This window comes from Variovorax paradoxus NBRC 15149 (assembly GCF_001591365.1).
In the GTDB taxonomy this organism is placed as follows: Bacteria; Pseudomonadota; Gammaproteobacteria; order Burkholderiales; family Burkholderiaceae_C; genus Variovorax; species Variovorax paradoxus.
In genome coordinates, this window is sequence record NZ_BCUT01000002.1 from 955,290 (window position 1) to 972,474 (window position 17,185).

Annotated in this window: 23 protein-coding genes; 14 read left to right on the plus strand and 9 right to left on the minus strand. The window is 66.7% G+C overall.

The features are described from left to right. The 4 genes from VPA02S_RS19395 to VPA02S_RS31800 all read left to right on the plus strand — a co-directional run bounded on the left by VPA02S_RS19395 (window position 1) and on the right by VPA02S_RS31800 (window position 2,314). On the plus strand, window positions 1-1,155 hold the full coding sequence (locus tag VPA02S_RS19395) for a DSD1 family PLP-dependent enzyme (RefSeq protein WP_155736603.1): 1,155 nt from the start codon (window positions 1-3) through the stop codon (window positions 1,153-1,155). Continuing rightward, window positions 1,145-1,561 (plus strand): RidA family protein, encoded by a 417-nt coding sequence (locus VPA02S_RS19400; protein ID WP_062365236.1) that lies wholly within the window; start codon window positions 1,145-1,147, stop codon window positions 1,559-1,561. The genes VPA02S_RS19395 and VPA02S_RS19400 overlap by 11 nt, the downstream gene beginning before the upstream one ends. 70 nt (window positions 1,562-1,631) lie before the next feature. Continuing rightward, a complete protein-coding gene (locus VPA02S_RS19405) occupies window positions 1,632-1,925 on the plus strand; it encodes a type II toxin-antitoxin system Phd/YefM family antitoxin (protein ID WP_062365237.1) in 294 nt (97 codons plus the stop codon). Continuing rightward, entirely contained in the window at window positions 1,922-2,314 is a 393-nt protein-coding gene (locus VPA02S_RS31800; protein ID WP_155736604.1) for a hypothetical protein, read from the plus strand. Before VPA02S_RS19405 ends, VPA02S_RS31800 begins: the two co-directional genes overlap by 4 nt. 46 nt (window positions 2,315-2,360) lie before the next feature. On the opposite strand, the gene VPA02S_RS19410 is transcribed toward VPA02S_RS31800, so the two are convergent. Beyond that, complete coding sequence (locus VPA02S_RS19410; RefSeq protein WP_062365238.1) at window positions 2,361-3,017, minus strand: dihydrofolate reductase family protein; 657 nt, start codon at window positions 3,015-3,017, stop codon at window positions 2,361-2,363. 99 nt (window positions 3,018-3,116) lie between these two features. Here VPA02S_RS19410 and VPA02S_RS19415 point away from each other — a divergent pair, with 99 nt between their 5' ends. Then, window positions 3,117-3,887 carry a glutathione S-transferase family protein gene (locus VPA02S_RS19415; RefSeq protein ID WP_244883638.1) on the plus strand — a complete coding sequence of 257 codons (771 nt, stop codon included), beginning with the start codon at window positions 3,117-3,119 and terminating at the stop codon, window positions 3,885-3,887. An 11-nt stretch (window positions 3,888-3,898) separates the two neighbouring features. Here the strand turns inward: VPA02S_RS19415 and VPA02S_RS19420 are convergent, their stop codons facing one another. After that, window positions 3,899-4,825, minus strand: a complete 927-nt coding sequence (locus VPA02S_RS19420; RefSeq protein ID WP_062365421.1) for a LysR family transcriptional regulator — start codon at window positions 4,823-4,825, stop codon at window positions 3,899-3,901. A gap of 171 nt (window positions 4,826-4,996) precedes the next feature. Here VPA02S_RS19420 and VPA02S_RS19425 point away from each other — a divergent pair, with 171 nt between their 5' ends. Beyond that, window positions 4,997-6,376: an MFS transporter gene (locus tag VPA02S_RS19425; protein ID WP_244883640.1), complete on the plus strand. Its 1,380-nt coding sequence runs from the start codon at window positions 4,997-4,999 to the stop codon at window positions 6,374-6,376. Between the two features lie 80 nt (window positions 6,377-6,456). Next, window positions 6,457-6,669 carry a DUF6429 family protein gene (locus VPA02S_RS19430; RefSeq protein WP_244883642.1) on the plus strand — a complete coding sequence of 71 codons (213 nt, stop codon included), beginning with the start codon at window positions 6,457-6,459 and terminating at the stop codon, window positions 6,667-6,669. 2 nt (window positions 6,670-6,671) lie between these two features. On the opposite strand, the gene VPA02S_RS19435 is transcribed toward VPA02S_RS19430, so the two are convergent. The 4 genes from VPA02S_RS19435 to VPA02S_RS19450 form a co-directional block, all read right to left on the minus strand. Next, window positions 6,672-7,283, minus strand: a complete 612-nt coding sequence (locus VPA02S_RS19435) for a DNA-3-methyladenine glycosylase I (protein WP_062365242.1) — start codon at window positions 7,281-7,283, stop codon at window positions 6,672-6,674. 1 nt (window position 7,284) lies between these two features. Continuing rightward, window positions 7,285-7,578 (minus strand): YciI family protein, encoded by a 294-nt coding sequence (locus tag VPA02S_RS19440; protein ID WP_062365243.1) that lies wholly within the window; start codon window positions 7,576-7,578, stop codon window positions 7,285-7,287. 24 nt (window positions 7,579-7,602) lie between these two features. Next, a complete protein-coding gene (locus VPA02S_RS19445) occupies window positions 7,603-8,190 on the minus strand; it encodes a TetR/AcrR family transcriptional regulator (RefSeq protein ID WP_244883644.1) in 588 nt (195 codons plus the stop codon). A gap of 115 nt (window positions 8,191-8,305) precedes the next feature. After that, complete coding sequence (locus VPA02S_RS19450) at window positions 8,306-9,172, minus strand: alpha/beta fold hydrolase (protein WP_062365422.1); 867 nt, start codon at window positions 9,170-9,172, stop codon at window positions 8,306-8,308. Window positions 9,173-9,376: 204 nt separating this feature from the next. Here VPA02S_RS19450 and VPA02S_RS19455 point away from each other — a divergent pair, with 204 nt between their 5' ends. Further along, the gene (locus VPA02S_RS19455; protein WP_015866225.1) at window positions 9,377-9,826 is read left to right on the plus strand and encodes a hypothetical protein; all 450 of its coding nucleotides are present in this window, start codon (window positions 9,377-9,379) and stop codon (window positions 9,824-9,826) included. 118 nt (window positions 9,827-9,944) lie between these two features. Here the strand turns inward: VPA02S_RS19455 and VPA02S_RS19460 are convergent, their stop codons facing one another. Then, window positions 9,945-10,406 (minus strand): carboxymuconolactone decarboxylase family protein, encoded by a 462-nt coding sequence (locus VPA02S_RS19460; protein ID WP_062365245.1) that lies wholly within the window; start codon window positions 10,404-10,406, stop codon window positions 9,945-9,947. A 156-nt stretch (window positions 10,407-10,562) separates the two neighbouring features. On the opposite strand from VPA02S_RS19460, the gene VPA02S_RS19465 reads away from it, so the two are divergent. From VPA02S_RS19465 to VPA02S_RS19480, 4 genes are all read left to right on the plus strand, one after another. Beyond that, window positions 10,563-11,162: a TetR/AcrR family transcriptional regulator gene (locus tag VPA02S_RS19465; protein WP_015866227.1), complete on the plus strand. Its 600-nt coding sequence runs from the start codon at window positions 10,563-10,565 to the stop codon at window positions 11,160-11,162. 78 nt (window positions 11,163-11,240) lie between these two features. Continuing rightward, a complete protein-coding gene (locus VPA02S_RS19470) occupies window positions 11,241-12,065 on the plus strand; it encodes an oxidoreductase (protein ID WP_015866228.1) in 825 nt (274 codons plus the stop codon). A 46-nt stretch (window positions 12,066-12,111) separates the two neighbouring features. After that, window positions 12,112-13,098, plus strand: coding sequence for an acrylyl-CoA reductase (NADPH) (gene acuI / locus VPA02S_RS19475; RefSeq protein WP_015866229.1), 987 nt, complete (start codon window positions 12,112-12,114; stop codon window positions 13,096-13,098). A 22-nt stretch (window positions 13,099-13,120) separates the two neighbouring features. Then, the gene (locus tag VPA02S_RS19480; RefSeq protein ID WP_015866230.1) at window positions 13,121-13,954 is read left to right on the plus strand and encodes an SDR family NAD(P)-dependent oxidoreductase; all 834 of its coding nucleotides are present in this window, start codon (window positions 13,121-13,123) and stop codon (window positions 13,952-13,954) included. On the opposite strand, the gene VPA02S_RS19485 is transcribed toward VPA02S_RS19480, so the two are convergent. After that, the gene (locus VPA02S_RS19485) at window positions 13,903-14,463 is read right to left on the minus strand and encodes a DinB family protein (protein ID WP_015866231.1); all 561 of its coding nucleotides are present in this window, start codon (window positions 14,461-14,463) and stop codon (window positions 13,903-13,905) included. The genes VPA02S_RS19480 and VPA02S_RS19485 overlap by 52 nt on opposite strands. Window positions 14,464-14,549: 86 nt before the next feature. Between VPA02S_RS19485 and VPA02S_RS19490 the strand changes: the two genes are divergently transcribed. Beyond that, window positions 14,550-15,176 carry a TetR/AcrR family transcriptional regulator gene (locus tag VPA02S_RS19490; RefSeq protein WP_015866232.1) on the plus strand — a complete coding sequence of 209 codons (627 nt, stop codon included), beginning with the start codon at window positions 14,550-14,552 and terminating at the stop codon, window positions 15,174-15,176. Between the two features lie 43 nt (window positions 15,177-15,219). On the opposite strand, the gene VPA02S_RS19495 is transcribed toward VPA02S_RS19490, so the two are convergent. Beyond that, entirely contained in the window at window positions 15,220-16,101 is an 882-nt protein-coding gene (locus VPA02S_RS19495; protein ID WP_015866233.1) for a LysR family transcriptional regulator, read from the minus strand. Window positions 16,102-16,204: 103 nt separating this feature from the next. On the opposite strand from VPA02S_RS19495, the gene VPA02S_RS19500 reads away from it, so the two are divergent. Further along, window positions 16,205-17,149: an NADP-dependent oxidoreductase gene (locus VPA02S_RS19500; RefSeq protein ID WP_015866234.1), complete on the plus strand. Its 945-nt coding sequence runs from the start codon at window positions 16,205-16,207 to the stop codon at window positions 17,147-17,149. Window positions 17,150-17,185 lie beyond the last annotated feature (36 nt).

Genomic DNA, 17,185 nt, shown 5'->3' on the forward strand with positions numbered 1-17,185 from the left:
ATGAACGACATGCAGAACAACCCCCCAAATCTTGCCGAGATCGACACCCCCGCCGCCATCGTGGCGCTTCCGCGCATGCAACGGAACATCGCGCGCATGCAGCAGCAGGCCGATGCGCTGGGCGTGCGCTTCCGCCCGCACGTGAAGACCAGCAAATGCGCCGATGTGGTCGCGGCCCAGCTTGCCGCCGGCGCGGCGGGCATCACGGTGTCGACGCTGAAGGAGGCCGACCAGTTCTTCGCCCGCGGCGTGACCGACATCCTCTATGCCGTCGGCATGGCGCCGCACCGGCTCGCGCATGCGCTGGACCTGCGCCAGCGCGGCTGCGCATTGCAGATCCTGACCGACAGCGTCGAAGGCGCGCGGGCCATCGCCGACTACGGCCGTGCGCACGGCCACGCCTTCGAGGTGCTCATCGAGATCGACACCGATGGCCACCGCTCCGGCATCAAGCCGGGCGAGGGCCTGCTGCTCGAGGTCGGCCGCGAACTGCACGAGGGCGGCATGCGCCTGGCCGGCGTGCTCACGCATGCGGGCTCCAGCTACGAACTGCACACGCCCCAGGCCCTGGCCGCCCTGGCCGAGCAGGAACGCGCCGGCTGCGTGCAGGCCGCGCAACGCCTGCGCGCCGCGGGCCTGCCGTGCCCCATCGTGTCGGTGGGCTCCACGCCCACGGCGCTGGAAGCCGCGTCGCTGGAAGGCGTCACCGAACTGCGCGCCGGGGTCTATGTCTTCTTCGACCTGGTGATGCGCAACGTGGGCGTCTGCCGCACCGAAGACATCGCGCTGAGCGTGCTCACCACCGTCATCGGACACCAGGCCGACAAGGGATGGGCCATCGTCGATGCCGGCTGGATGGCCATGAGCCGCGACCGGGGCACGGGCAAGCAGCAGCGCGACTACGGCTATGGCCAGGTGTGCACCGTGGACGGAGTGCCCATCGAGGGCTACCTGCTGTCGGCCGCCAACCAGGAGCACGGCATCCTCTCGCGCGAGGGCGCTGCAGACCCGGACATCGCGGCACGCTTCCCGGCCGGAACCCGGCTGCGCATATTGCCCAACCATGCCTGCGCCACCGGCGCGCAGTTTCCCGCCTACCAGGCGCTGGCCGATGACGGCACGGTACAAACCTGGGAGCGTTTCCATGGCTGGTGAGAACGCCGCCGAGTCCAACAGCATGTCGGGCCCGGTCCATGTCGCATTGCCCGCACTCGCCAGGCCGGGCGGCCACTACAGCCATGCCGCCGTTGGCGGCGGCCTGGTCTTCGTCGCCGGGCAATTGCCGATCACGCCGGACGGCGAGCGCCTGGCCGATGCGGCTTTCGAGGTGCAGGCGGTGCAGACGCTGGCGAACGTGGAGGTGGCCTTGCTGGCCGCGGGCTCGGGCATCGGCAAGCTGCTGCAGGTAAGGGTCTACCTCGACGACATCGCCAACTGGCCGGCCTTCGACAGGATCTATGCGCAGTGGGCCGGACCCTCGCGCCCGGCCCGGGCCATCGTGCCGACCGGGCCGCTGCACTTCGGGTTCAAGGTCGAGGTGGAGGCGATGGGGCTTGGGTAAAGGGGCGATTGCAGGGTGAAGGATTGGACGCTAGACTGACGTTAAAGCAAACCTTAACGGATACTGCAATATGCCATTGAGAGCATCGGACATTGTTCCCATCAGCGAAGCGCGCGCCCGGCTCACCGAACTGGCCGAAGACGTGGTCGGCAGCGGCTCAGAAAAGGTGCTGACCAAGAACGGCGCGAGCTACGTTGCCTTGGTCGATGCACGCCGGCTCGACTACTACCATGCTCTCGAGTCGGAGCACGCCAGCCTCGTGCTGGCCGAGGACGCCATCACCGGCCTGCGGCAGGCCTTGGCAGGCCAGTTCGTGTCTGATGAGGAACTGGACCGGGCACTCGGCGTCGCATCGGCGCCGTGAGCATTCCCGTCAATGCGAGAGTTCGGGCGGTTCCGAACTTTCTGGTGTGCCTGCACGCTGCACGTAGCTTCATGGAGGCGCAGGACGCCGCTTCTGCGCCGGTGCGCTTCAAGAAATTGCAGGCTGAAGTGGTCAAAGCGCGGGCGCTTCTTTCGTTCGCGCCCACAAGCGGGCGACCTGCTCGATTCCTTGATGCCAAGTCGGGCTGGGGGCAGTTTCAAGCTGAGCAAGCAAGGCAAATTGCCCAAGCCCTTGGCTTGCCCGAGTTGCGGGAGCTGGTGCTGGCTCGTCACGTTCTGCTCTACGCCCATTCCGCGGTAGAAGTGGTGTTGCTTTCACTGAGGCATGAGCGTCAGCTGGGTTATGGCTTGCCCAAGCATCCCACCTGACGAGGGCTAAGGAAGGCTTGATCGCATCTGAGCCGCTCTTCCCACCTCAAGGCGCGCCGCGCCGCAGGAACACATGCGTGGCGCGCTCGCCTGCCACCTGCCGTTCGCATCGGTAGCCCAGCGCCGGCAGGTCCAGGCCTGCGAACAGCGCCTCGCCCTTGCCCAGCAGCACCGGACGCACGGCCAGGTGCAGTTCGTCGATCAGCCCGGCCTTCAGGTATTCGCGCACCGTCGCCACGCCGCCGCCCACGCGCACGTCGCGTGCGCCTGCGGCCGCTTGTGCCAGAGCGAGCGCTTCGTGGATGCCGCCCGTGACGAAGTGGAAGGTGGTGCCGCCCCGCATCGTCAGCGGTGCGCGCGCATGGTGGGTGAGCACGAAGACCGGCACGTGGTAGGGAGGCTCGTCGCCCCACCAGCCTTTCCAGCTTTCGTCGGGCCAGGGACCGCGTACCGGCCCGAACATGTTGCGCCCGAGGATCCAGGCACCCATCTCGGCAAAGCCTTGTTCGGCCATCTCGTTGTCGATGCCGGTCTCGCCATTGGCCTCGCCCGTCCTTTGCATCTGCTGCCAGACGCGCGTGGGAAAGAACCAGTCCATGAGCTCGGGACCGCGAACACCCAGCGGGTGCTCCAGGCTCTGGTCCGGGCCGGCGGCGAAGCCGTCGAGCGAAACGCCGAAGCTGCGCACGAGCAATCGGGCCATGGTGTCGTCTCCTGCAGGAAGAAGGGAGCTTCAGTTTAGCGCTGGCGGCGTCCCGACGAACCCTCGTTCGAGGCCATGGGCGTCGCGCAGAATGCGCGCATGAGCATCGAATACATCGGCGTGGAAGAAGCCATTGCCGGCACCGGCCTGCGCATGGTGGTGGTAGGCCACATTCCCAGTCCGTGGTCGGAGGCGGCCAAGGGCATCCTGCATGTGAAACGCATTCCGTGGAAAGCGGTGCGCCTGGCCTACGACAGTCCGCAACTCAAGGAGTGGGCCGGCCAGCGCAACGCGCCCGTGGCCGTCTACAACAACGAGGCGCCGCGCTCGGGCTGGGCGGACATCCTGCTTTTGTGCGAGCGGCTCGCGCCGCAGCCCTCGCTCCTGCCGGCCGATGCGGCTGAGCGGGCGCTGATGTTCGGCCTGGCCCACGAGATCTGCGGCGAACAGGGGCTGGCCTGGTCGCGCCGCCTGCAGCTGGTGCAGGCCGGCCTGGCAGGAGAGGGCGGTTTCGCTGCGCCGGCCGCGGCATACATCGGCAAGAAGTACGGCTTCAGTCCACAGGCGGGCGCGAGTGCACCCGCGCGCGTGGTGGCTGTGCTGAAGATGCTGGCGGCGCGCCTGAAGGCGCAGCAGGCGGCCGGCAGCGATTACTACATCGGCGCAAGCCTTGGCGCAGTGGACATCTACAGCGCGACCGCGCTGGCGCTGATGCGTCCGTTGCCGCACGCCATCTGCGGGATGGACCCCGCCACGCGCCGGGCTTTCGAGTTCCGCGAGCCGGTGACCGATGCAGCGCTGGACGATGTACTGCTGCGGCACCGGGACATGGTGTACGAGCGGCACCTGGGACTGCCGCTGTCGCTGTGACGTGAATGCATTCACGACGCGCTTGTCCGCTCGTTCAGTGGCCGGCAAACCTCCAGCACCAACCCGCGCAGCCACTGATGCGCAGGATCGCGATCCAGGCGCGGGTGCCACATCTGCGACACGGTGATCTGCTCCGTGGGCATCGGCAGCGGGAACGAGCGCAGCGTGCCGCGCGCCCTCAGGTGTTCGAAGTAGGAAGACGGTATCAACGCAACCAGGTCGGTCGCGGCCGCTATCGACAAGGCAGTGCCGAAGCTGGGCACCACGACCGCGGTGTTGCGCACCAGGCCCATTGCGGCGAGTGCGTCGTCCGCCGGCCCCACGGTCCGGCCGTGGCGTGAAGTGACCACGTGGTCGCAGGCCGCATAGCGCTCGGCCGTGATCTCGGGTCCGGCGAGCAGGGGATGGCCATCGCGCACCACCGCAATGAAGCGGTCGCGAAAGAGCGCCTGGACGCGGACCTCCGGGCCCGACTCGCCCAGAACGCCGATGTCCAGATCGAGCAACCCTTCGCGCAGGGGACGAACGTCCTTGTCGGGCTTGGGCGCAAAGCGCAGGCGAACGCCCGGCGCCTCGCGCGCGGCGCGGGCCACCAGCTGGGGCGCGAAGCCCTCGATGAAGCCGTCGTTGGCCCGTATCGTGAACAGGTGCCGGAGCGTGCGGGGGTCCATGCTCGCGCCGGCGGGCTGAAGCACCGCGCGCGACTCCTGCACCAGTTCCCTGACGCGGTCGCGCAATGCCAGCGCACGCGGCGTGAGCACCATGGCGCGGCCCGCGCGCACGAGGAGCTGGTCCCCGGTGGATTCCCGCAGCCGCGCGAGCGCGCGGCTCATCGCCGACTCGCTCAGGTCCAGGCGCTCGGCAGCTTTGGCGACGCTGCCTTCGGAGAGAAGTGCGTTCAACGCAAACAGCAGGTTCAGGTCGGCTTCTGTCGGCATGCCCGAAGCTAGCACGGCCGCGAGGATTGCGACAGGCGCCGCATGCAGGAACAAGCTGCGCGCCACGCGCTGTGCAAGCCGTGTGCGCAGTCCTAAGCTGGACCCATGTTGACATCCACACTTCGACCCGACTCTTCTTCCACTGCTTCACGCACCGCCGAAGCCCGGGAGGTGAACGACGACGCCAAGGCGGTGCACGATGCCGACGGCCTGCCGCTGCCGCGGCGTTGCCTGGCCGTCGCCGCGATCCTGGGCGCGGGCGTGCTGGTGGTGCTCGATGGCGCCATCGCCAACATCGCGCTGCCCAACATTGCCCAGCAGTTGCAGGCGAGATCCGCCGACGCCGTCTGGGTCATCACCGCCTACCAGCTGGCCGTGGTCATGTTCCTGCTGCCGGCTTCTGCGGTCGGCGAGAGCTTCGGGTATCGGCGGGTCTTTGCGGGCGGCGTCGCGCTGTTCACCGCGGCGTCGGTGCTGTGCGCGTTGGCCCCATCGCTGCCATGGCTCGTGGCCGCAAGGTGCCTTCAGGGCCTGGGCAGTGCGGCCGTCATGCCGCTTGGGCTGGCGTTGCTGCGCTTCACTTATCCACGCCGGCTGCTGGCGCGCTCGATCGCGTGGAATGCGCTCGCCGTCGCGGCCGCTTCAGCGTCGGGACCCACCCTGGGTGCTTTCATACTCTCCGTGGCAAGTTGGCCATGGCTCTTTGCGGTGAACCTGCCGATCGGCCTCCTCGTGCTCGCCGCCTGCGCGGGCTTGCCGAGCCCGGCGCGCTCGGTGCGCCGCATCGACGGCTGGAGCATCGCGCTCAACGCGGTCATGTTCGCCTCTTTCGTGCTGGGGAGCGACCGGCTGGTGGCGCAGCCGCTGCACGGCGGCGCGTTGCTTGTGCTGTCGGCCGCTTGCATGGTCCTGCTGGTGAGGCGCGAGATGCCGAAGGCGGCACCGTTGATCCCGCTCGACCTGCTGCGCGTGCATTCCTTTCGGATCTCGGTCATTGCCTCCGTGTGCTGCTTCACCGGCCAGATGGCCGGCCTCGTGGCACTGCCGTTCTACATCCAGCACGAACTCGGCCAGAGCGCGGTGATGGCCGGCCTCTTGATGACCCCCTGGCCCTTGGCGGTGATGCTGGCCGCGCCACTGTCGGCGCGCCTGGCCCAGCGCGTGCCCAGCGCCTGGCTGTGCGCGGCCGGCAGTGCGTGCTTCGCGAGCGGTCTGGCCCTGTGCGCCCTGTGGCCGCTGCACGGCAGCCCGGCCGTGCCGATCGCCGCGTTCACGAGCCTCGCAGGCCTGGGCTTCGGCTTCTTCCAGACACCGAACAACCAGAACATGCTGCTCTCGGCACCCAAGGAACGCAGCGGTGCCGCCGGTGGCGCGCAAGGCACCGCCCGGCTCACGGGCTTGACGCTCGGCAGCCTGTTGATGAGCCTGATGTTCGAGCTGCCGCCGTCCCACAGCGCGGTGCACTGGGGCCTGGCGATCGCGGCTCTGGCTGCGTTGGCGGGGAGCGCGGCGAGTTTGCTCAGGAGCAGCGCGAGGGATCGCGCTGTGTGATGGGTATCGGGAGGCGAGGCCGCCGACTGCGCGAGTCCATCCAATGTTGAAAGCCAAGGGGTGATGGCATGAGATATGACATGGTCAAAGTCGAAGAACTGGTTTTGGCGTTGCTCGGCGTCTTCGAGTTCGAGAACGGACGCGTATGGAAGCGATATGACTTCGCAATCATGGACGAGCTCCACGAAAAAGGCCTCATCACCAAGGCCCATGGCAGGCAAGAATCGGTTTACCTCACGGACGAGGGAATGCGCCGTGCCAAGGAGCTCGCGGCCAAACACTTCGGAAGCTGATCTCAGGGAATCGAGAATGCAAGCGCCCGGCGCGCCTGCTCTACGCGGGCGCGTGTCACACACCCAGCGGCGTGATCGTTGATCAGCCCCACGGCCTGCATGAAGGCATACACAGTGGTGGGCCCGACAAACTTCCAGCCCCGTTTCTTCAGGTCCTTGGACAGGGCCTGCGACGACGCCGAGGCAGACGCCGTCTGCGGCTCTGCGAGCTGCGCAGGGTTCGGCTCATGGCGCCAGAAGTAGGACGCCAGCGATCCCTCGCGCTGCGCCATCTCCTCGGCCATGCGCGCGTTGTGAATCACGGCCTCGATCTTGCCGCGATGACGCACGATGCCGCTGTCGCCCAGCAATCGCTCGACGTCACGTTCGCCCAAGCGCGCGACACGCCGGTAGTCGAAGCCCAGGAAGGCTTTCCGGAAGTTCTCTCGCTTGACCAGAATGGTGCGCCAGCTCAGGCCCGACTGGAAACCTTCCAGGCACAGCTTCTCGAAGAGGCGGTGGTCATCCGTGACCGGGAAGCCCCACTCAGCATCGTGATAGTGGAGAAACTCGGGAGCGGCGGCGCACCAGCGACACCGCGGCTGCCCATCGGGCCCGAGGAGAGTCGGGCCCATTTCAAGGACGTTCCACCAGGAACTGCAGGCGCTCGTCGACTTTGCCGGGCGCTATCTCCACGATCTCGACCTTGACCACGTCCTGCGCTACGAAGGGATCCAGCGCCACGCGATTTTCCAGTGCCTCGCGGGTGGTGTTGTGTGCCAGGACGGTGCCGCCCTGATTGCCCGAGAGGCTGCCTGTCAGGAGGAAGACGCCATCTTCGAATCCCTGCTCGATCCATCGCATGTGCTCCGCCATGTGGCGTGATGCCTGGCCTTTGTTGCTCGAGAACTTGAGGAACACACAGAACATGAATGACCTTTCCTGAAAAGATGGCTAGCGCGAACGCTCGGAGGCCCTTGCCTTCACCGGCGCGCAGGACTCGACCCAGGCGCTCATGAGCGCCACCTCCTGCTGCATGAATTTCTTGTCGCGCAGAGACTGCGCGAGTACCGCCACTCCCTGGCTGCGCGCCAGGAGATGCAGGGCGAGCGCATCCGCTTCCTTGCCCCGGCCCATCTGGCGGAACTGCCCGCGCAGCCACACGCGAAAGAGATCCAGGATGGCGTTGGCCTCGCCTTGCCCCGGGTGCCCGAGCTTTGCCAGCTCCGTGCACAGGGTGCCGACCGGGCAGCCGTGGCGCATGATCTTGGCTTGATTGCGGATCAGCAGGGTGATGAACAGGCGGATGCGATCCTGCGGACTCTCGCCCTCGGTCTCCCACTGCGTCAACATCGCTCGCGTGCGCTCCATTCGCGCGGCCACGACCGCCGTCAGGATCTCGTCCTTCGTCTTGAAGTGATAGTAGAAATTGCCGCGCGAGATCTTCACGGCATCCGCGATGTCCGCGAAGGACGTGTGCTCGAACCCGCGCTCGTAGAACAGTGCGTCGGCGGCTTGAACGATGCTGTCGCGGGTAGGCAAGGCTTGGATAGGACAGTTGACCTAAAGAAGGCGCAAACTGTAGGACAGGTGTCCTATGTTGTCAATCAAGATCATTCCGGCTCGTCGGCAAACCACCCGGGCTCGCTCATGGACTTCAAGCACTCGCGGAAGGCGCCTGGGTACGCCTGATGAAGTCGAGCATCAGCGCAACGGCCTTGGCCCCATGGGTTTCGAGCAGCAGGTGGCCTGCGTCCAGGACATGGGCTTCCATCCTGGGTAGCGCACGCATCCAGGACAGGACCTCGGCAAGGTCGAAATAGATATCGTGCCTTCCCCACACCATGAGGGCAGGGGGCTGCCAACGCTCGAGGTACTGGGCGATGGCGCCGAAGCGGGCGGCGTAGTTTCCGTAGTCCGCGATCAGCGCCCGCTGGGTGTCCATATGGCCCGGCAGGTTCATCACCCGCCAATCCTCTTCCCAGTGCTCAGCGGGGATGCGCTCGGCCACCTCGGGCGGGACGCCCGCGACGTAGGTGTCGCGTGTGCCCGCGAGCGTCAGGTGCGCGGTCGCCGCCGCCCGGTTTTCTGCGGTGGGCTGCGACCAGTAGGCCTGCGTTGCAGCCCATCCCGGTCCCCACCCGGCTCGATGCGCGTTGGCGTTCTGCACGACGAGGCCGAGGACTTTCCCTGGCGCCTGCATCGCGATCTGCAGGCCCACGGGCGCTCCCCAGTCATGCAGGTAGATAAACCGCGGCCCGATCTCGAGCGAGTCCAGCAGTTCCGAAATCGCCTGGCCGATGGCGGGAAACGACGGGGCCGGCAGCGGCTCGGATTCGCCGTGGCCGGGCAGATCCGGCGCGATCACGAAAGCGGCTTGCGACAGCGCGGGCACGACTGCCCGGAACAGCCGGGCCGAGTTCGGGGTTCCGTGCAGCAGCAGCAAGGCGGGTCTGGACGCCTCGCCCGCGGTGGTGAACGACAGTTCGGTGCCGCCGGACAGGCGGAGCCGTTCCGTCTTCATGTCATCGACCGTGCTGCTCGGCAGGGGCTTTCGCTTCGAGGCGGGTGGCTTCCTGGTTCCCATGCATGAATTCTGGTTTCAAGAAATTCGCCTCTTGTCAGCGCAGGCCGCTACAGCGTGTCCCGGCGACGCCCTCACCGGGCACTTCGACCCGTTCGGCTATAACCTCGATTCCGCAGTGCCGCCCAGGCGAAGGAGTTCTCGATGAGTTTGGATTTTACTTTCGGCCGCATGGCACTCGCCCTCTGCGCCGCTTCGCTCTTCACCGTGACTTCCGCGATGGCCGGCGAGGTCGCCAGCCAGGCGCCAAGCGGGAGCCTCGCCGTCCAAAAATTGGCTGCCCGTACCGGACCGGAGAGCGTTGTCGTGGAGAGCGCAGGGCCCTACGGCGTCGACGCGGAAAGCGTGAGGCGCCATCTTGCCAACACCTTGGCAGGGGATTCGGTGCTGGGGCCGCTACCGCGCAACAACGAGCGCTACAGCTTCGATGGAAAGCTCCGCACCTACGTCGTACCGGTGCGCCCGGCCATCGACAACCCCATCAACAGCTATTCGCCCTACGACAGCAGTTCGTTCCGCCGAGATGCCGTGGCCGCGGATGCGTCGAATCTCGGCTTGCTTCAGGCGGTGTTCAAGCGCCTCGCTGCGGATTGAACGAAGCGCCGGCGACGGCGCATCACCCGCTCCGCGCCGCGCACACCGAAGGACTCGCAGGGCCGGGCCACCACCGATGTTGCTTGATCGCGGCGGCCGGCCGGCCGGCCGGGCGGATTCAGCCGACGGTGTACGGCGTTTCGGGCACCTGCGTGTGGAAGCTGGCATTGAGCATGTTCCACGAGCGGATCGCGCAGACCGCGAACGAGAGGTCCGCGATCTGTGCGTCGCTGAAGTGCCGCTTCACTGCCTCGAAGTCCGCGTCGCTGGGCGTGCGATGCGGCACCGCGTTGACGGCCTCGGCCCAGTTGAACGCGGCGCGCTCGGCTTCGCTGAAGAAGCGCTCGGCCTCGCGCCAGCCGGCCACGGCGTTGACATGGCGCGGGTCCATGCCCTGCTTGAGCAGGTCGGCCCAGTGCATGTCGATGCAGAAGGCGCAGCCGTTGATCTGGCTGATGCGCAAGTTCACCAATTCACGCAGGCGCTTGTCCAGCGTACTGCCGGCGACGTGGGAAAACTGGGTACCGGCACGCGCTGCCGCAGGCGCGAGGGCGTGATAGTCGAGTCGGGCTGAGGACATGGTGAGCTCCTTGTAGCTTGAGGGTTGAGGGAACAACACCTCCTAGACGAGCGGGCGCATTGCCTTGTGACAGGCGCCCGGCACTGCTCGACCATGCCTCGGCCACTGAGCGGCTATCGCCCAAAACATCATCAGCGCACCTTTTTGAAATCGTATATGATGAACATCATGCGAAATTCGAAACATCCCGTCCGAACGGCGGCCAAGGAAGCCTCGCACGAGCGCATCGTCTCGGCTGCGGCGCGGGCGATCCGCCGCAGCGGCTATGACGGAACCGGAGTCGCCGACATCATGAAGGAGGCCGGCCTGACCCATGGCGCCTTCTATGCCCACTTCGCCTCGCGCGAGGCCATGCTGGCGGAAGCAGCGGAGCGGGCCTGTACGGAGTCGGCCGCCATAGCGGCGGAGGCGGCTGCCAGCGTGCCCCGGGAACAGGCCCTGACCTACATGCTCCACGCTTATCTTTCGCGAGAAAACCTGGAGCAGGTCGAGCGGGGGTGCCCCCTGGCCGCGCTGGGTTCGGAAACCGCGCGCCAAACCCCCGAAGTCCGGCGAGCGAACACCCGCTACATCAAGGAAATGGTCGATCTTGTGGCCCGCCAGTCGCCGGATTGGGGGCAGGCCGGTGCCCACGAACGCGCGCTCGTGACCGTCGCCACCATGGTCGGCACCCTGCTGCTGGCCCGCGTCGTCGACGAGCCTGCGCTGTCCGACAGCCTGCGCGAGGCTGCCTTGAAGCACCTGCCCATCGCCTGAGAACACTGGCACCCATCGACCTTTCGCTCGCCAGAAAATATGATGAGCATCATGCGACTATCAAACTGAAGGAAAAACATGAGCACGAAGAACAAGGTGGCCCTCGTGACAGGGGCCTCGTCCGGCATAGGCGAAGCCATTGCGCAGAAGCTGTCAACGGCGGGCTACAAGGTCTACGGCACCAGCCGGCGCGGCGGCGGCGAGGTGGGCCAGCGAACGTTCAAGATGCTGCCACTCGATGTGACCCAGGACGCGTCGGTCGATGCTGTGGTCCGGCAACTGATCCAACTGGAGGGCCGCATCGATCTGCTGGTCAACAACGCCGGCTTCGGGGTCGCTCCCGCCGGTGCGGAAGAGAGCTCGATTGCCCAGGCCCAGGCCATCTTCGACACCAACTTCTTCGGCATGGTGCGGATGATCCGGTCCGTCGTACCGCATATGCGTCGCCAGGGGAGTGGCCGCATCATCAACATTGGCTCCGTGGTGGGCTTCCTGCCTTCGCCTTACATGGCGCTGTACTCCGCCACCAAGTACGCGGTCGCCGGCTATTCGGAATCGCTGGACCATGAACTGCGCACGCAGGGCATTCGCGTCTCGGTGGTGGAGCCTCCCTACATCAACACGCCGTTCGAAGCGAACTCGATGCAGCCCGACACACCGCTGGACATGTACCGCGAGATTCGCGCGGGCATGGAGCAGCGGCTCAAGGATGGAATCGCGGGCGCAGAAGGCCCCGAGGTGGTGGCCGACATCGTGTTGAAGGCGGCCACGGCCACGCAGCCCAAGACCCACTACGCCCCCGGCATGGCCGGCCGCCTGCGCCTGCTGCGCAGGTTCGCGCCGGCCAGCCTGCTGGACGCCGGGGTGCGCAAGGATCTTCGGCTCGACGCGATAGCCCGCTAGCCGTTTCGCACTCCGTTCCAAACAACACTCCTTTTGAAAGAACACGATGACCTTCCAAGCACTGCTCGCCAGCAAGACAGGCGACAAGATCACCACCCGCGTGGTCTCGTTGAGCGAACAAGACCTCATGCCCGGGGACGTCGTGGTCGACGTCGACTACTCCAACGTCAACTACAAGGACGCAATGGCCATCACCGGCCGCGCGGAGGTCATCCGCCAGTTCCCGTTGATTCCCGGCATCGACTTTGCCGGCACGGTCAGGACTTCTTCCTACCCTGGCATCGCTGCTGGCGACCGCGTCGTCGCCAATGGCTGGGGCTTGAGCCAAACCCACCACGGTGGCTATGCGCAGCAGGCGCGCGTGAAGGGCGAATGGCTGGTCAAGCTTCCGGCAGCCTTGTCCACCAAGGACGCGATGGCCATCGGAACGGCGGGGTACACGGCGATGCTCTCCGTGCTGGCGCTCGAGCACGGCGGGCTCACGCCCCAGCATGGCGACGTTCTCGTGACGGGCGCCAATGGCGGCGTCGGTTCCATCGCCATTGCCCTCTTGTCCGGTCTCGGCTACCAGGTCGTTGCCTCCACAGGGCGACTGGAGGAAGGCGGCTATCTGCGCAAGCTGGGGGCCGCCGAGATCATCGATCGCCGGACGCTGTCGGAGCCGGGGGCGCCGATCGCCCGCGAAAGATGGGCCGGTGCCGTCGACTCGGTCGGCAGCCACACACTGGCCAACGTGCTGGCGCAGACAAAGTATCGAGGCGTGGTCACCGCTTGCGGCCTGGCCCAGGGCACCGATCTTCCGGCCTCGGTGCTGCCATTCATCCTGCGCAATGTGACGCTGGCCGGCATCGATTCGGTCAATGCGCCCCAACAGGTGCGCATCGAGGCTTGGTCGCGGCTGGCGCGGGACCTGGATCTGGACAAGCTCGCGCAAGCGACGCATGTGGTCGGCCTTGCCGAGGTGCCTGCAGCCGTCGAGCGATTGTTCGCAGGAAAAGTCCAGGGCCGTACGGTTGTCGACGTCAACGCATGAGTGCGCTGGATCAAGGAAAAACATGAGCGATCTGAATACTCACAAAGCTGCTCACGCCGGCAGGCGCGCGTTGGTGACCGGCGCATCCAGCGGCATCGGCGCGGCCATCGCGCGTGAGCTCGCGGCGCTGGGCGTCGATCTCGTGCTGACGGCGCGGCGCCGCGACGCACTCGAGGCGGTCGCCGCGACCTGCAAGGGCGTCAAGGTCGAGATCATCACCGGGGACCTCGGCAAGCCCGATGCCGCGCGTGCGCTGTGGGACGAGGCGATCGCCGGCGGCCCGATCGACATCCTGATCAACAACGCCGGGTTCGGCTACTTCCGCCGCTTCGACGAGGTCGACTGGGCGCGCGACGCGGAGCTCGTGCAGCTCAACATGACCTCGCTCGTCGCGCTCGCGCGCTGCTTCGTCGACGCGCGCAAGGCAAGCACCGGACCTGCGCACATGGTGAACATCGCGTCGACGGGCGCGTACCAGTCGGTGCCGAACATGGCGCTGTACGCCGCGTCGAAGGCGTTCGTGCGCAACTTCAGCGAGGGCCTGCATGACGAGCACCGCGGCACGCCGCTGACGGTGACCTGCGTCTGCCCTGGCGGCACCGAAACGGCCTTCCACGCCGCGTCGGGCGGGGGCGACTACTCGTGGATCGCGAACGCCTCGACGAAAAGCGCTGAGTTCGTGGCGCGCGCCGCCATCCGCGCGATGCTGCGCGGCAAGCGCACCGTGGTGCCCGGCCTGTTCAACAAGCTGTCGTGCCTCAGCGTGCGATTCGTGACGCGGCGGTTCGCATCGCGGGTGGCCACTCAGGTGCTCGGCAAGCCGCGGCTCGCGCTGCCGGCCCGAAGAGAGGCCTGAGAAGCGACGAGGCAATTCCGCCTTCTCGCCGGCGCTTCGGCCTCGTGCAGGTACGCCGTGAAGCCATCCTTGGCCGGCGGCACGGAATGGAGCAGCATCACTGCGCTGACCTGTCCGCGATGGCCCGCGCCGTGCGTCACGACATGCATGAGCATCTCCTCGCGGGACATGCGCCCCGGTGCGCCGTCGGTGAACGCGAAGTCGATACTTTCGGCCAGCTGGGCGGGGTCGAGCGTCGAGACATGGTCGATGTATTCCAGGTCGCTTCTCCGGATATCGGCGGCCAGGGCTGCGAGCGTCGGCATCTCGCTCAGGTTGGCCGACGGGTATGCGTGGGCTTCTCGCCGCAGGTGGGCGGCGAATATGCGGTCCACCACGTACGTGTGGCTCAACGCCTTGATGGCCAGTGCGGTGACCGGTGAGTGGTCGCCGAGCCCGGCGAGCGCCGTCAGCAGCTGGTCGTCGGCCCAAGCCTTGAAGCTGAAGAGGCGGTGCAATGTGTCGTGCATGTCATGGGTCTCCTGGGATGTTTGCGCGTCTGCCAAGAATATGAGCGATCATTCGCTTTTTCCACTCGCATTGACGGCTGCGGAACATGGCGAAAAAACCGGTCACCAAGCCCAGGAAAATCGCGGTCCAGGAGCGATCGCGCGCGACGGTCGGCAGCCTGATCGAGGCAACTGCTCGCATTCTGGTCAAGGAAGGCTTCGACAAGGCGAGCACCAACCGCGTCGCGGAAGTCGCGGGGGTGAGCATCGGCTCGCTCTATCAATACTTCCCCAGCAAGGAGGCACTCGTCGCCGCCGTGATCGAGCGCCACCAGCAGCAGATCATGCAAATGGTCCGCAGCGAACTGGCGCAGGTCAGGGCCCAGCCGCTGGACCAGGCGATACGCCGGTTCGTCGCGGTCGCGGTTGCAGCGCATCGGCTCGATCCCCAGCTGCACCGCGTGCTTGCAGAGCAGATCCCGCGCGTGGGAAGGCTCGAGAAGCTGGAGACTTTCAGCCGCGAAAACTTCAGCCTGTTCAGGGCCTACCTCGAGACGGCGCGGGACGAGCTGGCCGTCGACGACCTGGAGCTCGCATCGTTCGTCTGCGTCACCACGATCGAGGCATTGACGCACAACGCGGTGCTGCACCATGGCAAGGTGCTGACCGGCGATCGAATGGATGCGCTCATCGACGAGGGCGCACGCCTCGTGACCGGCTATCTCAAAGGCTAGCCCGAGGGTTCAGCGGCGCTGCATCGGGCAAGGCTGCCGACTTCTATCCATTCAGCACCAGAGACCCCTGCGGATATTGCTCGCACATGAAGTCGACGAACGCGCGGACCTTCGGCGCGGGAAGCCGCCTCGATGTGTGCAGGACCCACAGCGCGACCTCCACGCCCGAAACCATGCCCCACTGAACAAGTTCTCCGCGCGTGAGCTGGTTCCACGCGATGGACTGCGGGATCAGCGCGGCGCCGGCGCCGGCCACCGCGGCGTCGCGGATCATCAGGAACGATGAAAGCCTGAGCCTCGGGACCGGCTCCACGACAAGGCGTCCGTCATCGAGCGTCCAGTTGCCGCCCTGAAAGGTTGTTGCAACAACGCCGGGAACAGCGCTGACCTTGCCCTTGCCTCGCTTGGGCATGGGCACCGAGGGCGCGGCCACGACCACCAGCCGGTCCTTGGCGAAGCACCGGCCCACGAGGCTGCTGTCGGGGCTGGGATTGATCCGGATCGCGGCGTCGAACTGCTCCTCGACGAGGTCGACCAGGCGATCGTCCGCCACCACCTCGCAGCTGACCTCGGGATAAGCCGCGCAGAACTCGGCGCCGATGCGGCCCATCGCCAGCTGCGAGAACAGCACCGGCGAGGCGATGCGCAAGCGCCCGCGCGGCACCGACAGGCCCTCGCGCGCGGAGGTCATGGCGTCGGCCACTTCGTGCATCGGCCCTTCGGTGCGGTCCATCAGCATCTGGCCCGCCTCCGTGAGCTTGAGCCCGCGGGCGCTGCGCTCGATGAGCCGCACACCGAGCTGCTCTTCCAGGTCCGCGATGCGCCGGGACAGGGTCGCCTTCGATCTTCCGCTCGCGCGGCTTGCCTTTCCGAGGCCGCCATTCGCTGCGACGAGCGCGAAGTCGGTCAATGCGTTCAGGTCCATGTGTTCCGGATTTGAGACGAGGTGTTTTCATTTTCGGGTCTTCGTTTTGCGAATGCAACGGCCTATCTTCTCCCCATCGCAACTTCGAGATGAGGAAATTGAAATGACCACCAACACCACTACGCAACGCGCCGTGCTGATCAGGGCCTATGGCGGCGCGGCCGCCGCCGAGGTCGCCGAGATCGCGCGCCCCGCAGCCGGGCCGGGCCAGGTCATGGTCCGCGTTCGGGCCGCGGGCGTGAACGGCATCGACTGGAAGGTCCGCGAGGGCTTCGTCCGGGAAGCCTTCCCGCTGCAGCTGCCCGCCGTGCTGGGCATCGAGCTTGCGGGCACCGTCGAGGCACTCGGCCCCGGCGCTTCGCGCTTTCGCGTGGGCGATCGCGTCATGGGGCCGCTGGGCGGGCTCGGTGCCTATGCCGATGTCGTGGCCGTAGCCGAGGCGAACCTGGTGCGCACGCCCCAAGGCCTGGACGAGGTTCATGCGGCCGGCGTTCCGGTGGCGGCCGTGGCCGCCTGGCAAAGCCTGCACCACGCGGGTCCGATCACCGCAGGCCAGCGGATCCTGATCCACGGCGCCGCGGGTGGACTGGGCGGCTATGCCGTGCAGTACGCCAAGCGGGCGGGTGCCGAAGTGTTCGCGACGGCATCGACCGCGCACCTCGAATACGTGCGCAGCCTGGGCGCGGACCACGTCATCGACTACCGCACCGAACATTTCGAGTCGGTCGCGCAGGACATCGACCTGGTGCTCGACTACGTCGGCGGCGAAGTGCTCGATCGCTCGTGGCAGGTGCTGTCGAAGGACGGCGTGATCGTCGGCACGTCCTCGCCCGACATCCTGGCCCGCACGCCGTCCGGCCGACGCGGACTGTGGTTCATGAACAAGCCGGACACCGCCCTGCTGGAACGGCTGGTGGCAGAGATCGCCGAAGGCACGCTGATCTCCAAGCTCGGCGAAACCGTGGGCTTCGGCGACATCCCCGCGGCCATCGAACGCAATCGCACCGACCCGCGCATCGGCAAGGTGGTCGCGGACTTCTCGCGCTGATCGATCTTTTTTTATCCCTCTTCAACTTCCCAGGAG

What these genes read in the sequence shown, in the direction of transcription:
- VPA02S_RS19395 (WP_155736603.1), top strand. Translation starts at nt 1, where the DNA reads ATGAACGACATGCAGAACAACCCCCCAAATCTTGCCGAGATCGACACC.
- VPA02S_RS19400 (WP_062365236.1), top strand. Translation starts at nt 1,145, where the DNA reads ATGGCTGGTGAGAACGCCGCCGAGTCCAACAGCATGTCGGGCCCGGTC.
- VPA02S_RS19405 (WP_062365237.1), top strand. Translation starts at nt 1,632, where the DNA reads ATGCCATTGAGAGCATCGGACATTGTTCCCATCAGCGAAGCGCGCGCC.
- VPA02S_RS19410 (WP_062365238.1), bottom strand. Translation starts at nt 3,017, where the DNA reads ATGGCCCGATTGCTCGTGCGCAGCTTCGGCGTTTCGCTCGACGGCTTC.
- VPA02S_RS19415 (WP_244883638.1), top strand. Translation starts at nt 3,117, where the DNA reads ATGAGCATCGAATACATCGGCGTGGAAGAAGCCATTGCCGGCACCGGC.
- VPA02S_RS19420 (WP_062365421.1), bottom strand. Translation starts at nt 4,825, where the DNA reads ATGCCGACAGAAGCCGACCTGAACCTGCTGTTTGCGTTGAACGCACTT.
- VPA02S_RS19430 (WP_244883642.1), top strand. Translation starts at nt 6,457, where the DNA reads ATGGTCAAAGTCGAAGAACTGGTTTTGGCGTTGCTCGGCGTCTTCGAG.
- VPA02S_RS19435 (WP_062365242.1), bottom strand. Translation starts at nt 7,283, where the DNA reads ATGGGCCCGACTCTCCTCGGGCCCGATGGGCAGCCGCGGTGTCGCTGG.
- VPA02S_RS19440 (WP_062365243.1), bottom strand. Translation starts at nt 7,578, where the DNA reads ATGTTCTGTGTGTTCCTCAAGTTCTCGAGCAACAAAGGCCAGGCATCA.
- VPA02S_RS19450 (WP_062365422.1), bottom strand. Translation starts at nt 9,172, where the DNA reads ATGAAGACGGAACGGCTCCGCCTGTCCGGCGGCACCGAACTGTCGTTC.
- VPA02S_RS19455 (WP_015866225.1), top strand. Translation starts at nt 9,377, where the DNA reads ATGAGTTTGGATTTTACTTTCGGCCGCATGGCACTCGCCCTCTGCGCC.
- VPA02S_RS19460 (WP_062365245.1), bottom strand. Translation starts at nt 10,406, where the DNA reads ATGTCCTCAGCCCGACTCGACTATCACGCCCTCGCGCCTGCGGCAGCG.
- VPA02S_RS19465 (WP_015866227.1), top strand. Translation starts at nt 10,563, where the DNA reads ATGATGAACATCATGCGAAATTCGAAACATCCCGTCCGAACGGCGGCC.
- VPA02S_RS19470 (WP_015866228.1), top strand. Translation starts at nt 11,241, where the DNA reads ATGAGCACGAAGAACAAGGTGGCCCTCGTGACAGGGGCCTCGTCCGGC.
- acuI (WP_015866229.1), top strand. Translation starts at nt 12,112, where the DNA reads ATGACCTTCCAAGCACTGCTCGCCAGCAAGACAGGCGACAAGATCACC.
- VPA02S_RS19480 (WP_015866230.1), top strand. Translation starts at nt 13,121, where the DNA reads ATGAGCGATCTGAATACTCACAAAGCTGCTCACGCCGGCAGGCGCGCG.
- VPA02S_RS19485 (WP_015866231.1), bottom strand. Translation starts at nt 14,463, where the DNA reads ATGCACGACACATTGCACCGCCTCTTCAGCTTCAAGGCTTGGGCCGAC.
- VPA02S_RS19490 (WP_015866232.1), top strand. Translation starts at nt 14,550, where the DNA reads ATGGCGAAAAAACCGGTCACCAAGCCCAGGAAAATCGCGGTCCAGGAG.
- VPA02S_RS19495 (WP_015866233.1), bottom strand. Translation starts at nt 16,101, where the DNA reads ATGGACCTGAACGCATTGACCGACTTCGCGCTCGTCGCAGCGAATGGC.
- VPA02S_RS19500 (WP_015866234.1), top strand. Translation starts at nt 16,205, where the DNA reads ATGACCACCAACACCACTACGCAACGCGCCGTGCTGATCAGGGCCTAT.